This is a genomic window from Pantoea sp. At-9b (assembly GCF_000175935.2).
GTDB lineage: Bacteria > Pseudomonadota > Gammaproteobacteria > Enterobacterales > Enterobacteriaceae > Pantoea.
The window spans coordinates 166,360-182,116 of sequence record NC_014839.1 but is presented as its reverse complement, the minus strand read 5'-3'; the positions used below and the strand labels follow the sequence as shown (position 1 = coordinate 182,116).

The following is a 15,757-nucleotide window of genomic DNA, read 5'->3' as shown; positions in this document are numbered from 1 at the left end:
ATCTGATTTGAGAAACTACTACTTGGTTTCACTCCGACAAGGATAACGGTTAGCCACGCTGTGAAGCGTTGCGAAACCGTTTAAATCTGCAAGAGTGGTCACAGTAGAAGTGATCTATTAGCAAAATACAAATTAGTCGGCTAATCTTACTACTAAGCTATCCACAAATAACATGAGCTGACTTTGAAAACTATCGATATAAACTTTTTTGCAATTGAAATTAAAAAACTAGCTGCCGAACATCAATCTGGGAGACCGCTGAGAGAAGTAAAAACTGATGTGGATGGAGTAATCCAATCGTTCAGAGTAATTGTTGGTCCTGACAAGGTAGTACAGATTGAGTATTGGTCATTCCTTCTTGAGGCATTAGATGGTTATCGCAATAGTAGAGCGGACCCAAAATGGAGCATGGTGGTTGCTCATGCTATTAAGAGAATAAAAAGCCGTAGGAGTAGTGCAAAGTTTAGTAGAAGGCGCTTTGCGGATAAAAATCCATCTGCTTATAAATAAAATTCACTACTTAGAACTTTTATCCATAAATACCACATTTCTTGAAATGTTCACTGGATGCCTACGAGAGGTCTTTTATTGGGGTATATATGGACGATGATGAAATTGAACAGACAATAGCGCAAGCTAAACTTCAATAAGAGTTCCCTCCTCACATCAGCTGATCCCTGCGGCAGAAGTGCTTGAGTGGATAGAGCAACAAATCATTTCCACTGTAAGCCAACTCTATAACCCCGAGCGCGCCCATCTCATTGATGCCGATAGTCGCGTTATATGGCCGCCATCATCGTTTTCTCAAAAGGATCGCATGGTAATTGGTCAGGCTGAAGAGGTGACGTATCATGCCCGCAGTTGGTAAAATTTCCGGATGGAGCAGTTGATGTATGAACAGTTTGGCAAGGTGGCGGAATACATCATCACGCTGGCCACCGATTACTATGCCGGATGCATTGATGTGGGATTTTACGCACTGGTTGAGCATGAGCTCTACCACATCGCGCAGAAGGTGGATGAGTTCGGCGCGCCGGAGTGCATGCATGAATGTCAGCCGAAGCTGACACGATGTTGAATAGTTTATGGGAGTAATTTGCCGCTAGAGTGCCCGGGGAGAAGTACAGCAACTTATTGATGCTGCAATCCAACTGGCTGAAGTGGCAAAAATCGACATAACCAGGGCATGCGGCGACTGGCTTAATTTTTTACTGATTATGATGGGCAGGTGGCCAATGGTGACATTGAGAGGTGAGGTTAAGGCCTTCATCGTCCACTTCCTAGTCTGCTTTGGCATCCCCTTAGCGGTGATTGATTCCGGCAAGAAAGAATTCGGGGTCATCGTGAGCCGCCAGCAGTTCAAATAACACGACCTGAAAAAGATTTACGAGTGAGGGCAGGCGCAAAAATGGGTGGATATGTTCAACGCCATTCGCGAAAGATTCCAGACTGGATTATCTGACATCCCGATGGCCAAAAAAGCGTACCGTCTGCGCGTACTCGACCGCATGTTGCTGCGTACAGATGGCATGAAAAAGTTTGAGCTTACCGGCAGGCTGATTGAACAGGCGGTCAAAGAATGTGGTAAGGCTACCAAGACTATTACCATGTGTAAAATGGATTACAAATCCGCACTGCAGGAGATGATGGAGGATTACGACTGCTGAGCAAAGATGCATTCACGCGCCGGATAGAGTACGAATAGGAGGACATGTATTTTTCGCGCAACTTCTTCAAACAACACATCGGCGGTAAGATGATTGTGTTGATGGCTTACACCGGTCCGGCTTGGAACGGCATCGCCACCACGCTGTGTACGAAGATGGACAAAAGCGGCGGGAGTATCGGGTATTAACTTTACTGGTAGTAGAGTCAATGCCGGTTCACTGATGAGAGTTGGTGACTATAGTAACGCACAAAAATACATGCAAATTGGTAACGGCTCATTGGAAAATTTCAATGCTTCCCCCCTCTTATTGATTTTCAGTATGGAAACAAATTTTTAGACTACGCAGCACAAACCATCAATGATGGAGCTCTGATGCTTAAGGCAAATTTTCACACTACCTCGCCCACAGGGGACGGGTTGTTCAGAGTTTAGAATAGTGGTTATTGCTGCATGGCTGGCACTACCGGGGTATTCTCATCTTATGACTATAACTTGGACTGGATGAATCCGAGTACTTGTTCTCAAATGGTTCTGTATGCCGGTACTATCACACAGGCTATATTTACATTAACTCAACGTCTGACTGACCGCTTAAGAAAGGCATCGCTTACGTTGAATCATCAGAAGTAGACGGTCCCTTGCTGAAATCATCAAGTGGAAAGTCGCCAGCCTCCGCTATAAAGCACCAAGTATCATTGAGGAATCTGTTGAGAAACTTGGATTCATAGTAAATGACCTGGTGGAGGTTCCCCTCAGACGGGATGAGGTAATGGTCTGTCGGATGATATTGAGATTGACCCTAACAGGATTGGGAATTCGTCTTCCTTGGGTCAGGTAGCCTTGATAGCTAAACTCTCGATAACTGTACATGCGTAACAACAGTAGATAAGCATCCGTAACGAAGGCACGTATGCCACGCAAAATTGCATCGCTGCGTGGAAGGGGCCTGATCTCAAAAAAGCCCGCGCTCCGGGTAGGATGGCGCGGGAAAGTTCTACCATGGATATTGTGTAAGGCATGTTGGGGGAACATGCTGCAGAAAGTTTAGCACCCGAAATCAGACGAGTAAAAATTCTGCGGGCCCAAGTCTGCCTAGACTGTGTCTCTTAATCATCTGAGCTATAGTAACTACTTATTCCCACAGCACTTTGAGATATGGCCCGATATGATCTTCCCGATGAAGCATGGAGCATCATCCAACCCTTACTGTCTGCTGAGCCCACATCCCCACGGGCCGGACGCCCGTGGGCTGAGCATATTAAAGTCATCAACGGTATGTTCTGGGTGTTGTGTTCTGGCGCACCATGCCGCGATTTACCTGAACGATATGGTTGTTGGAAAACGGTTTATAATCGTTTTAATCGGTGATCTAAATCTGGTGTCATTAACGTTATTTTCAACATGTTACTTCCATTGCTTGATGCGAATGGTCTTGTTGACTGGTCTGCTACTGCGCTGGATGGGAGTAATATTCGAGCGCTGAAATGTACTGCCGGTGCTCAAAAAAACATCCTGATATCACCGGAGATAATGGGCTTGGCCGCTCTCGCGGTGGTTTTGGCACCAAAATACATCTGGCGACAGATGATGCGCAGGCGGTCTCCCGCTAAACATTGTGCTGAGTCCCGGACAGGCTCACTAAAGCCTACTTAGGGCATGCGCTTCGTGAAGAACTGAAACGAAAAGGGATAAAAGGGGTTATCCCCCGAAAATCTAATGAAAAATGTCTTCTGACTGATACTCACGATTCTCCAGTGATGTTTACCGCGGCCGCAACGTCGTGGAGAGATGTTTTGGCCGGCTAAAAGAGTACCGGCGTATTGCCACACGCTACGACAAAACGGCGAGAAATTATCTATCGATGGTGAAACTGGGCTGTAGCCGGCTCTTTTACAAGAAGTTATGCAATCAAGGGGCCCTGCCTAGGGACCTTGCAAAATAACGCAGATCGCAGAAAACAGAGTGATAATATCATGTTATCTTAACAAATTGGAACTTTGGTTATAGATGCTACAGAATAACTAACTAATACTTATTTTTACAAAGCGCTTTTAATCTTACAGCTTATGAGCTTCTGTTCTTGGATGAGACAGGGCAGCAATTGGGTGCGCAGGATATCGTTGGGGCCGTATCAGTGATGCCGGGTAACAATATCTTTGGTATCCCAGTAAACCACCTACTTCCACAGCGGATAGCTTGCCTGCGTCGCTGTTCTTTTAGAAAACATATCAGTTTCAACTTCAATCGTCGGCCCTTCCTCACACTTACCAAAAAATCTTTTACTCTAGGTGGACTGAGGATTTTTGGGTAAGGGATTTTGAAGCACTCGTCGGCAGGGCGGTGCCAGTGTTTGGTTGGGTAACTCTGGCTTGGGATGTTTTCATAATCTCTTTCCAAACGATGAACTATTATAATTCGATTGTGAACATTGAGGATAAGATACGGTGAGTCAGGTGATTGATGATGAAGTCAGAGAGTTTGTTAAGCAGGAATTACCACTGGTAACAACATTATTTTTGAAAGTCGTAGAAATCAGTGACAATAGTTCATTGCAGGGGGTGTATGAGCCCGAAGATATTGCGGAAATGATGGAAAAATATTTCCAGTGGTTTGATGTGACTCCTGACAGTTTCTCTCTCCATAATTATTTTCCATGGGAAAAAAAATCGATATTCTCCGGTAACCCAGTTAACGCGGGAAAGAAACCATTAACCATCAGTATGTTGATAGAGTCTGCGAAAGCGGGGTGCTGGATTTATTAACAGTTACCAGCCATACACAACATCATCCTTGCGCTGAAATTAGTTTTCTCGAAAAAATCCCGCGCTCCGGGGTGGGATGGTGCGCGGGCAATGAGAATCACGAATACTTAGTCCACGGTATGTCAGTTTGGCATGCCGTAACATCATTATAGCAGAGGATATCACGTTTGCTGATTCCCACGTCTCCTGTAGAACCTATGAAAACCATCTCTTTGTCGCCTTCCTTAGCCTTCGCTCTCAACACTGGCAGGCCGTCATTACTGGTGGTCCTACACCACAACGTATCGATCGGGAAAGTTCCGACTAAGTCACGTTGTCAGTTCCTACGCAACGGTTCCATTTGCCCCTTCGACATACCCATAGAATTCTTTTTGCGATAGTAACTTTCCCCTCACCCAACTCCCCGGCAATAATCAAGACGGGTCTAGACGTAAGTGAGATTACATATGGAAATCAATAAAGAGAGAATGCGCATGATGGTCTCTGCGATAGGTTGTGCAGCCGTTACTCTGAAATTCATGGGACGGCAGGTATCCGAACAAAATATTGCAGAATAGCTTGGCCAGTTCAGGCGTGCAGAGCCGGGATTCGTTGGCAAGAAAGAATATGTAGATGCTACCGACATTATGAGATACTATAATTATAGTGAGAACCCGTGGTCCTGAATAAATGTTTGGATTATCAAGACATAAAAAATCCCGAGATCTAGGCGCGGGGAAGATCTATCATGGATTTCAGGATACGACATGTTGTCGCCATGTTGCCTTTTCAGTTTAACACCTATCGCACACATAACAAAAAAGCCCGCTAGCGGGCAGGCTGTGATAAGGAAATTCACCAATACTATGACTGTATATTGCTGCGATTCAAGGTATGCTGCGAAATAGAGTTAAAGCGGAGGGGCATTTTTTAATCAAGATAATTCTAAAAATTGAATGGGTTTGGTTAACCGGTTTTGGCTAAAACCAAATACGGCAGCCTGACTTCATCATGAATGAAGAGTGGCGTCACAAAATAAGCATTCTGATAGCACTGATTCCGTTTTTTCTGATTGTGTAATAACATCATAAAAAAACCATAGGGCGGCCTAGAAATATTTCAGGAATAAAAATTTCTTCGCAACGAATTGCTGTAGGCAGTGCATCTCTATAATAGCGACAGCAGGGCTTTTGTAAATGAGCGAATCGACGAGTTAATTTTTTCAAACAGATGAGCACATTTTCTGCATTTCGCGCTGGAATGGAGGTGCATGGTATAAGGTGATGCAAACAAAAACCCCGTCACTAAGGCCGGAGGGTATAGTCTGCACCATCAATACGGAACCAGCAAGTTCCAGTACACCGAGAATAGTTTAGGTCCGTTATAATATAAAAGTCATTCATGGCGATATAAATCCGCGCTCTATGAGGGTAATCCTTCTTGCATCACAACGATTCTCATTTGTACACATAGCCTGTAGTAGAGCCACTGGTGATTGCAAGCAGGCTCATCACAACATACAAAAAAACCGCACTGGGCGGGCTGTGATAAACAAGTTCATCAAAGTACGGATACTTTAGCTCATGGCATGTCGGTGTGGCATACCGCGCGTTGAGTGTAGCAACAAGCATCGTTAGTGCAAAAAATCCGGAGCGGTGATTGCCGGTTCGTGGGGAGAGTGATAACGTAGAGTTATTGTTATTTTATTTACCTGGTAAGCCCGGCGTTGTGATCAGGGTTTTCCTATAATTATTTAAATCCTTCTGGGCAACATGAAGTCCAGCTCGTCTTCGCCGCTCAGAAACTTCTGCCCGCTGTCGTTATCCACCGGGCGGGCAATAATCCCGGCCGCCGCAGTGGCGGTCAGCAGGGCGCCAGCCCGCCGGCGAACTGGTCAGGTTTCTTCTATCGTGGAAAATCTCTCTTGGCACCTTACAGATATAACAACGTTGATTTAAAAAAACCTGAGAATTCAGTGACAGACGCCGTCAGATGACCGGTGCTGGCATTTAAACTGCATGGTTGAATCAAAACAGTGATCCCTTTTCTAATCATAAATCGCAGACGAAAATATCAGCCCGTCTTTTTTACCGGAACATCCATGCTTTCAAAGAAACGGAACCCGTTTTTACCTATCATCTTCTGCTGATACATGGCCATATCTGCACATTTCATCAGCTCATCCGGCGTCGCGCCGTGCACCGGGTAAACTGCCGCACCAATGGTCAGACCAAAGTCAGCCTGAGCATTACTAAACCGGACCGTCTTTCTTGCACGGTTCAGAACATGGTTTGCCCAGTCAGACAGATTATCAGCATCAGTTCCAACCATCACCACAGCAAATTCATCGCCTCCGAGCCGGGAAATGAATGCCCGGGGCGGGCTAAGTTTTTTCAGGTCCGCGGTAAACTGCATCAGGGCTCTGTCTCCGGCCGCATGACCCAGCGTATCGTTGATGTTTTTGAAATTATCCAGGTCAATGAACAGAACGCCGACCTTACCGGCCCGCCGGCGGGCTCCGGACAGGGCCATTCTGAGGTGCTTCCTGAGCATTCTGCGGTTGGGCAGCCCGGTAAGCGGGTCGGTTTCGCTGATGGCCTTCAGCTTTTCTTCAGCCTGCACCTGGAGCGTGATATTCCTGGAAACGCACAGGATGCTGGTCGTTTTCCCTGCGCTGTCGAGAACCGGGGTCAGCATATTGTCCCAGTGAGTAACGGCACCATCAGACAGGACGCTCATCCCCCGGAATCCTGAACATTCACCGTTTACGGCCTTTTTCAGCGCCGCCTTTCCCTTCCGGTGGACGGATTCGGGCAGCAGGGCTATCCACTCCATGCCAAACTCTTTTTCATCCACACTGACGCCGAGAGCTTCGCATCCTGAGCGGTTCATGAAAATCAGATTCCCGTCAGTATCGATGACCTTGATGCAGTCGACGCTGACGTTAAGCATGTCCGTCAGCAGGGCTATTTTTTCAGCGCTGCAGACCGGTCGCGTGGTGGGTACGCAGGGTGGTGATGTATTCATGGCAGGCCCTCTGCAACATAAATTCACATCCACTGTACGCCAGTTGTGTGCAAAATATCCACAAAGTTTCAGGGCCAGTTGCTGATTATAATCAAATCGTTTTACCTCTGTTCTCCCCGCGATTCTGATGCGCAGTGGTATTCTGCAGTCTGTGTTTATCTCTGGCCCTGAATGTTGCACCAGTCCTTAACCCCCTTTTGACATAACTAAAGAGTCTGACTTTACTGAGAACATATTCACCATGTTTATCCCCGTATTATGCCACCTCCGACAGGGAACAGACTATTCATGGAAAAACAGCGCATATCTCCAGCACGACCTTCAGGAAAGTTAACGGACATTGTATCCCGGCTCCTCATTCTGACGCATGAGGTTATCGGAACCCGGCTTCAGCTGGCGGTTACTGAACTCGAAGAGGAGAAGGCGCACCTTCTTCAGCTGATACTGCTCACCGGTCTGACTCTGCTGTTCACCGCCTTTGGCATCATGAGTCTGCTGATGTATATCCTCCTGTTTGCCGAACCTGCCGACCAGCAGAAACTGCTGATGTATGTAACCGGTGCACTGATTGCGCTGGCAGTCATACTGGGTATCGTCGTACGGGTCAGGGCCGTGCGTTCCACGCTGCTCAGGGAAACGCGCAGCCAGCTCCGGGAAGATGTTTCAGCCCTGACGGGAACCCGCGATGAGTAGCCGTCATGACAGACAGCTGCACAAAATGCAGCTGCTGCACCAGGTCAGGTCTCAGCGGGCTGAAATCCGCCAGCTCGGCGAGGAGTGGACGCGGAGAATGCAGCCGGTGGATGCGTTGTGGGAAACGCTGTACAGACTCAGGGCACCCGTCATGCTGTGCAGTGGGTTACTGCTGCTGAGGGGGCTGAGAAGAAAACCCGGACGACTGCTGCTGTATATCCGCAGGGTGGCGGGCGTCTGGGGTACCGTGCGGTTTATCCGCAGACAGTTCTCCTCCGGGAAAGGGGTCAGATGACCCTCCGGAATTGTTTATCTGAAAGAAGGAATGTCCACTATGTCAGAAAAAGCAGAAGAGCAGATTAAGGAACTTGCCGGTGCGGCACAGCAAAAATACGGTGAGCTGACTGATGATTACGGCCACCAGGCGAAAGGCGCCGCGCGGAAATTTGCCGCCCAGGGCGGTCAGGCGGTTCAGGATGCGGCTGACGTTGTCCGCGAACAGGTTGGCGAAAATCCGGTCAAAGCGGTTGCGATTGCTGCCGGGTTTGGCCTGCTGATTGGCCTGCTTATCGGGCGGCGATGAGTCCGGATAACATTCACGGGGATACCGGGGGTATTCCCGTGCTGCCGTGTTTTACCTTCCTGTACTGAAACTGCCGTCCTTTTCGTCTGTGTCCGCCGTACTGAACTGAAATTTCGCCCGGACGGATGGACGAATAAATTCAGTTTCCTTCTGTATTTATCGGATTATCATACGCCTGCGTTATATGAGCGCCATTAATGATTAACGAACAGAAGGAACTCATCAATGTTAAGAAAAACCGCTGCCGAATTCTTCGGCACGTTCTGGCTGGTCTTTGGGGGCTGCGGGAGTGCAGTGCTGTCTGCGTCCTTTCCGCAGCTGGGCATCGGATTTGCGGGCGTGGCGCTCGCGTTTGGCCTGACGGTACTGACGATGGCGTATGCCGTAGGTCATATTTCCGGCGGCCATTTCAATCCGGCAGTAACGCTGGGACTGTGGGCCGGTGGCCGCATCTCCTTCAGTGATGTCATCCCTTACATCATTGCTCAGGTCATCGGCGGTATCGCTGCTGCAGGCGTCCTGTACCTGATAGCAAGCGGAAAAGCAGGCTTTGACGTGACGGCCAGTGGCTTTGCCTCCAACGGGTTCGGCGAGCATTCTCCCGGCGGCTATTCACTTCAGGCAGCCGTCATCGCTGAGCTGGTCCTGACAGCGTTCTTCCTGATTGTCATTCATGGCGCAACCGATAAGCGTGCACCGGCCGGGTTTGCGCCGATTGCCATTGGTCTGGCGCTGACACTCATCCACCTTATCAGCATTCCGGTCACCAACACGTCCGTTAACCCGGCAAGAAGCACTGCGGTTGCCGTCTTTCAGGGCACTTGGGCGTTGCAGCAGCTCTGGGTGTTCTGGGTGGTGCCCCTAGCGGGCGGCGTTCTTGGCGGCCTGATTTACCGTTTTCTCCTGCTGAGCAGGGACTGACATAAAAACGGTAAGTGACCTGAAAGAATGCCCTGCCGGAAGGCGGGGCATTTTTATTAAAAAAATACCCGCTCAGTGCGGGTAAATAATGGAAGCAATGTGAGCAATGTCATGAGGTCTGAACACCCAACTGAAACGCCAGGATATTCATCTCGCCGACAAGATAATGATATGTGGCTGTAGTTTCAACCCTGAATTTTATGGTGTTTTCACCCATCAGAGAGTGCGGGACAGTAAGTTTGTACGGTCTGAACTGGCACATATTTTCATTTTGAGTCAATACGGTCTGCCTGAGACGCTTACCCTTCTTCCGTCTGGTCGCGCGAAAGGTTGAGTGTCTGCAGCTTGGGGCGATGAATACGTTAACGGTCCGGTCCCGGTAAGCGGCAAGCAGTCTGATCACGCCTTCGTTTAACAGGCAGTCATGAGACGAGAGGGGCATCCTTCAGATTCCCTGGCATCAGAAAGCCTTAAGGCTGGCATATCCTCCAGCGGCGCAAAAGACCTAGTAAAGCCGGGCCGACATCGCCAGCCAGCGGTGGCAGGCGCCGTTGCGGTGCTCGAATTCAAGGATGCCGAATGTTGGATCGAAGCCGGCGCTTAGGAATACGCCCGTGGTGATGTCATGTCTGTACACGCGGAAGTGTCTTGGACTCTTCTGACTGCCCAGTCCATGCAGAACCCATCAAATACCGGCTGAGAGATCAGTTGTCCCTGAGCCGGCACTGCCAGCCTGTCTATCACTCTCAGTTGGTGGGGAATACCGGCGGGCCGGGGCGTTACTTCTATCTGGGCCAGGACAGAACGGGGGTTATCCTTCACCGTGCGGGCTGTGCAAAGTTCAGTAAAAAGACCGAATGGAAGTCCTTTGGGACCATGTACAGTCCAGAACAGGCGCTCGCTGTTGCCCGGAAATATTCTGCAGAAGCTATCCGCTGTCCCGACTGCTGCACCTGAGACGGCCTCCGGCGTCCCACCGGAAATATGTAACAGGGTTCACAATACCTGTTTATCCTGCAGGCCGTTTTCCGGAATGTCCGCCATACTAAAAAAAGCAGAGCATATACCTTACTGTCCACTGACTTAACAAGGGAGGAATATGCAGACGTTATATAACTCAGAAAATTTTTATCCGGAAGATTTCGATTTCATTGCAGTCAGTCTCGCCCGCATGAATTACCAGGGGCGTAAAGTAAACGTTGACCAGGTAGCGGCCAGTATGAACGAGGCATGCAGGGTCCGGTTCCTGGACAACTACCGAAACTATCTCAGCCACTTCACCGACGGGGATGTGCGCTGATTCACCAGGCCGGATGACACATCCGGCCTTTATATACACGGGGTATACGAACACTCCCTGTTCCTGACTGACGTGGGATCTCCGGATGTTCCGCCACAACAGCTCCATACCGTAGTGATACTTTTGACCGCTGTCGGGGCTTTCCTCTGCATATTACCAGTGGTTTTATCAGGCCCCGTGCAGTTTTGCTCAGCCGGGGGATCAGGGCCAAACCTTATCCAGCCTCAGGTCAGTACCGTCTTTCCTCTGCGTCGGCAAGTCCCTGCCACAGCTTCGTATGCAATAATCCCATCCCGGTGATGTCCCCCGGATACATGCGCGTATTATCCGATAAGAGTTCAGTCGCACCGGGATCCCCATTAGCCGGTGAGACCTGAGAAAAGAAAGACCTTCATCAGGCATCATGTTCTGCCAGCAGACCATAAAAATATGCCAGCACCATACTCTGATTGACAGACACAAACCAACGTCCCTCAGGTAAATACAGACAGCACATAAATAAACAGCGAGGCCCGCAGCCCCCCCGGAGAGACTGAAAGCGTGCTGCCCCCGTCATTTATATTCTTCCAGATCTATGATTCAGCACTTCAGTATGAAAAATGGAGTTATCTCAGGAAAACCTCATTATTAACAGAGAAGAATAAAAACAGTGACACGGAACACAGTAATAATCACCCGTATATTATCTGTGGGAAAACCGAAGCCACTGACACAACTTCTTCGATGTGGTAAATATTTTTATTTTTTGCTTATTTGTGGCAATCGGAAGCAGGGCAGCTCCTTTTTTACAGTATTTTTAGTTGCGTTGCTGTTTTACGAGACGCGGATTGAACTCTTTTAAATGTGTGGTAGCCTGGACAGGAATGCAGGAGTAAATCAAAAGGAGAGAAAATGGGAAATCCCGTTTATTACTACGTCATTCCTGTTGATCCTGAATTCTGGGAACTGCACCACAAAGGATGCCCTGTGTTAAACAATTCTGGGGGCAAAGTTTTTCTGGGCACACTCTACAGCAGGGGGCAGGCAATGACTGTCGCAAGAGTCCGTACCGGCAGCAACAAAGTCCGATTCTGTAAAATATGCCAGTGCGATGATAACGGTCCCAGGCGGATTAATGCATTTCTGACCCCTGTAAAGCATCTTAAAGATAAATGAACCATCAAAATCCAGAGAAAAATTCATCTGTAATCCCATAAAACGTGTGGCCATGACCGGAAATATTGCATGGCCATTAATAATAAACCCACCGGCAGATAACTTTCTTGTTTATTTTCTTTGATGCTATCTGTCACCATCGCTGCTGTATTCATCCTGAACCGACAGTCAATCCTGACAGAGCACTTATTATGTGTTATGACGCGCATAACGGTTTTCATTATTTATATAATTTATCATCGTTAATTTTCTCTCTCCGTTTCGCAGAGAAAAAGAAAGCTAAATTAATTCCCCGAGGAATCATAGTGCACCATCACTGATGTCCGGTTACGGCCCCCCGAAAAAGGATACAGTCTGTTTATTAATGCCGGCACCGCATTACAGGGTTTAAAGTTACGCTGGTATGAGGTGATAAATTTCGCTTAAAATAGCACGGATGCGGTGAATCCCCCTGTGCGGAGGGGCTAAGTCACACGGGGAATGCCCTGGCCAATAAGCGGATCAGGTTGTGACTTTTCCTGACTCACCGGGAGGCACCCGGCACCGCATACACAGCCATTACTTTCAGCATTCAGAATCCGGCTTCTGTGGTAGTACATTTCCGTATGCCCGTACATCAAACGCCATAGCTACCTGTCTGGTGGTAAAAGACACAGGCAGAGGCATGAATCACCCGGCATCCATTCCGTGGCTGTCAGGCGGCCAGGGTCAGTCCGGTCCGGGAAACCACCTTCCGGTACCGGCAAGGAACTGAACTTCCCATAGTTTCTCTACAGGTCGGGCGAATGAGCGAAAAGTCGTGATACTCCGGCGGCTCCGCCCTGAAATTCCTTCAGCAGCATAACGCAGGACATTACAGCCGGAAGGTAAGCGGGGGACGGCATGCCTGACAGAGAAAAGGCTGCACTGATAGTGAGCGCCGTTGGACGGGTAGTGCCCGGGCTCCGCCTGACCGGACAGAAAATTGCCGAATACACCATCAATGAAAAGCCCGAAGAGTTCAGGACGGATGAGACAGACCCGGCAGAAAAGGACGTTTACCGGAAAGTGGCAGAAGTAATCATAACGGGGGAAATGATGTTCTGAAGTGACGGCACAGGTGGCAGACGGGATTCTGTCCCCGGTGTTCCGGTTTCCTCTGAATCTTTTCCTCCTTCCGGAGGGCATCCTTACAGAATATCTGATGCCCCGCCACCGGCAGAGCCGGCACACCTCAGCATGCGTTCAGGTGATGTGTTTTCAGCGCATCACCGGCGGTGAACTCTGTGTTCATAAACGACTGACAGCAGAACAGCGCGAGTATGCAGCAATGCATGTGAGGGCAAATATCACCCTATACCAGGGCGTTTTTTGACCAGAAAGCTAACCGGCAGATTTATTCAGGGACGGACACGCGGATGCAGTCCCGTCCGCTCCGCTCTTCTTGGTCTCATAGAGCGCTGAATCCGCATCCGCTGCCGCCATGAAGTGTTTGAACTATCCACGAAGCTCCGTAAGGGCTGCGGCCCGCAGTACAGGGGTGGACAATGATTTATCTTCCTGAATCCATTGTGCGGTCTTCTCTAGGACAATTTGAGGATGCCGTGGATACCTGATGATGAAGACTGGCTGCGTTTTCTGAAAGTAGCTGTGCAGGCTGATATTGGTACCCGCTTGATGCTGGCGCTGGCTTACGATTGCGCACTGAGCAGGGAAAACTCTCTAAGGTTGCCACAGGTGATATCGATCCGGCCCGGCGTCTGCTCACTCTTCGTGCTGAAAACACTTAAAACCGCAGTGATAGGGTGGTGCCTTATTCACCGGTGACCGGTGAGCTTTACATGGTACGGCTGACTGACCGGCGTCAGCTCAGTACGTCTCGGGGCCCACTTTTTCTGTCACGCTCGCCCCGTAACCGGGCGGAACCTGTCAGCGGATGAACTTGGTTAAAGGTGGTGCTCCGCCTGACCATAGATGCTGGTCAGCCACTCATCAGAACCCACACTTTCCGGAATCTCAGCCTGACGGACCTGGCTCGCGCCGGCTGGGACATCCATGAGATTGCCGCATTCGCCTGTCATCGTCGCATCCAGTCAACCCTGCTGTATATTCATTTCTGCGCCCGTGACCTGAGTAACCGCTTCGGTTGTACGGTATAGTCTCACTTCATGCTGCTCGGCTCATGGTGCTGCAATATCAGGAACCCTCACCATGAAGTGCTCAGAACAGACAACGACCATGACGTCAATGTCGAACATTATGTAACGGTGTTTATCAGCAGTTTACATATCTTTGTCATGCCAGCTTGGCACCGCATCCGCATGATGCTTGCTGATGTTGCCTGACCTTACGGTGTCGGACAGGTTCTCAGGCCCGGCTATGTTGTCCCGGCAGCTTCGAACTGGTGCGTTACCGCTCCTGCATGTGCCGGTAGGATACTCATGACGGAACATCATGTTCCACCCTGATTTCTTAGCTGAACAGTTATTCAGGCGACTTATTGTCGCACGGGCTAGATATAATCCGCGCCCGTGCACCGGTCGGCATAGAAGGGAATGTCCTGCTGAATTCTCTGCTCTGCGAGACAAAGCAGGGTCATCCTCGCCGGCACAGGCAAAATTTCACTCTCAATATGTAGCGCCTGAATGCCACAGGGCGGAGCGGTGTTGCGAGTCTGCGGCATTTTTTTACCTTGGTAACAACTGTATACGCGCGCAGTGTCAAATCGAATGGCAGTCATCGCAAGAGGGCAGGGAAGAGAGCTGCTACATCATGAACCATGTGACTGACACGGCAGGCAATTAAATTTTGCCGCTGCTTCTCCGGAAAACGCACTATAATCACGGTGAGCAACGTAGCGGCAGGGAAGCCTCAGCACAGGACTTTCTGCCTGCCCGGTCTCTTTCCGGGCATTTTTTTATTTTCCCCGCCTGTGTATCCTCCTGATATTTCTTTCTGGGCAATTATTGTCTGGTAGACGCCGGCGCTTTATCCTGCACTCATCACTCCTTTTAATTAAGATAATTTATGGATGGTCACACCTCTCCCGGCCGGTTTCTAGCCTATCTCCTGGCAGAGCATGATCTGTCCGTTGAGAAGCTCTGCCGCCGGACCGGGCTGGATAATGCCGATGCCTGGGCGCTGCTGAGCGGGCGGCTGATGATCACCCTGGCAGTGGCAGAACAGCTGGGTAAGGTTTTCCGTACACCCGGATTCTGGCTCATCCGGCAGGCCATGTGGGAGCTGGAGCTACCGGCTGATGAACAGCCCGACTGAACGGCTTGATAATTCCGACCGGTGCGTGATAATTTCTGGCAGGCCTGTGCGGGCTTTTTAATCCATCCAACACCGGGGGTTAAATAAACTGTGTGCCCGCGCAGGCTCTCTGCCGGAGACACATTTTGTTGCAGGGTTGCAATGTCCTGCCACTGAATTATTCTTCTTCTGCTACTCACTATTGGTAAGCGTCAAATATATACCGTATTATCGCTCAATCAGAGGTGTACCATCTCAGACTTAAACTAACTTCAGCCTTGAGCGAAAAAGGCGATGTTACAGAATAAGAAGCCGCTTGCTACATGAATAAAAATAGGATACTCGGTGAGCTTAACTTGCCAAAGGCACCGATATCAGGTGGATATGATGCTTGGTTAAATGATTTCCCGAAATGCAGAGCTACTTTTGCCACA

At 49.3% G+C, this 15,757-nt stretch carries 13 protein-coding genes and 3 pseudogenes; 15 read left to right on the top strand and 1 reads right to left on the bottom strand.

Annotated elements, in window-relative coordinates; translation table 11 throughout:
* The first annotated feature begins 183 nt into the window (after positions 1–183).
* The 7 genes and pseudogenes from PAT9B_RS24785 (at position 184) to PAT9B_RS24770 (ending at position 4,431) form a co-directional block, all read left to right on the top strand.
* Positions 184–510, top strand: coding sequence for a hypothetical protein (locus PAT9B_RS24785; RefSeq protein WP_041526158.1), 327 nt, complete (start codon positions 184–186; stop codon positions 508–510).
* Positions 511–889: 379 nt separating this feature from the next.
* On the top strand, positions 890–1,078 hold the full coding sequence (locus tag PAT9B_RS31520) for a putative metallopeptidase (protein WP_071883942.1): 189 nt from the start codon (positions 890–892) through the stop codon (positions 1,076–1,078).
* A gap of 139 nt (positions 1,079–1,217) precedes the next feature.
* A pseudogene (locus PAT9B_RS24775) lies at positions 1,218–1,667 on the top strand (DUF2280 domain-containing protein).
* Positions 1,668–1,711: 44 nt separating this feature from the next.
* The gene (locus PAT9B_RS31015) at positions 1,712–1,855 is read left to right on the top strand and encodes a hypothetical protein (RefSeq protein ID WP_013512043.1); all 144 of its coding nucleotides are present in this window, start codon (positions 1,712–1,714) and stop codon (positions 1,853–1,855) included.
* Positions 1,856–2,824: 969 nt separating this feature from the next.
* Positions 2,825–3,611 (top strand): annotated as a pseudogene (locus PAT9B_RS30390) (IS5 family transposase).
* Between the two features lie 79 nt (positions 3,612–3,690).
* Positions 3,691–4,117 (top strand): annotated as a pseudogene (locus tag PAT9B_RS31515) (STM2901 family protein); the annotation flags it as partial.
* Positions 4,114–4,431: a DUF1493 family protein gene (locus tag PAT9B_RS24770; protein ID WP_013512042.1), complete on the top strand. Its 318-nt coding sequence runs from the start codon at positions 4,114–4,116 to the stop codon at positions 4,429–4,431. The pseudogene PAT9B_RS31515 and the gene PAT9B_RS24770, both read left to right, overlap by 4 nt.
* Positions 4,432–6,483: 2,052 nt before the next feature.
* On the opposite strand, the gene PAT9B_RS24765 is transcribed toward PAT9B_RS24770, so the two are convergent.
* Positions 6,484–7,437, bottom strand: coding sequence for a GGDEF domain-containing protein (locus PAT9B_RS24765; protein ID WP_013512041.1), 954 nt, complete (start codon positions 7,435–7,437; stop codon positions 6,484–6,486).
* Positions 7,438–7,725: 288 nt separating this feature from the next.
* Between PAT9B_RS24765 and PAT9B_RS24760 the strand changes: the two genes are divergently transcribed.
* The 8 genes from PAT9B_RS24760 (at position 7,726) to PAT9B_RS24715 (ending at position 15,344) form a co-directional block, all read left to right on the top strand.
* Positions 7,726–8,130: a phage holin family protein gene (locus PAT9B_RS24760; protein WP_013512040.1), complete on the top strand. Its 405-nt coding sequence runs from the start codon at positions 7,726–7,728 to the stop codon at positions 8,128–8,130.
* A complete protein-coding gene (locus PAT9B_RS24755; protein ID WP_013512039.1) occupies positions 8,123–8,425 on the top strand; it encodes a YqjK family protein in 303 nt (100 codons plus the stop codon). The genes PAT9B_RS24760 and PAT9B_RS24755 overlap by 8 nt, the downstream gene beginning before the upstream one ends.
* Before the next feature lie 39 nt (positions 8,426–8,464).
* Positions 8,465–8,713: a YqjD family protein gene (locus PAT9B_RS24750; RefSeq protein ID WP_013512038.1), complete on the top strand. Its 249-nt coding sequence runs from the start codon at positions 8,465–8,467 to the stop codon at positions 8,711–8,713.
* A gap of 225 nt (positions 8,714–8,938) precedes the next feature.
* Positions 8,939–9,634 carry an aquaporin Z gene (gene aqpZ / locus PAT9B_RS24745; RefSeq protein WP_013512037.1) on the top strand — a complete coding sequence of 232 codons (696 nt, stop codon included), beginning with the start codon at positions 8,939–8,941 and terminating at the stop codon, positions 9,632–9,634.
* Positions 9,635–10,733: 1,099 nt separating this feature from the next.
* Positions 10,734–10,934, top strand: a complete 201-nt coding sequence (locus PAT9B_RS29985; RefSeq protein ID WP_013512035.1) for a glycogen synthesis protein GlgS — start codon at positions 10,734–10,736, stop codon at positions 10,932–10,934.
* A gap of 2,037 nt (positions 10,935–12,971) precedes the next feature.
* Positions 12,972–13,175 (top strand): hypothetical protein, encoded by a 204-nt coding sequence (locus PAT9B_RS24725; protein WP_041526156.1) that lies wholly within the window; start codon positions 12,972–12,974, stop codon positions 13,173–13,175.
* An 845-nt stretch (positions 13,176–14,020) separates the two neighbouring features.
* The gene (locus PAT9B_RS31225; RefSeq protein ID WP_369700794.1) at positions 14,021–14,227 is read left to right on the top strand and encodes a tyrosine-type recombinase/integrase; all 207 of its coding nucleotides are present in this window, start codon (positions 14,021–14,023) and stop codon (positions 14,225–14,227) included.
* A gap of 868 nt (positions 14,228–15,095) precedes the next feature.
* Entirely contained in the window at positions 15,096–15,344 is a 249-nt protein-coding gene (locus tag PAT9B_RS24715; protein ID WP_013512031.1) for a transcriptional regulator, read from the top strand.
* Positions 15,345–15,757 lie beyond the last annotated feature (413 nt).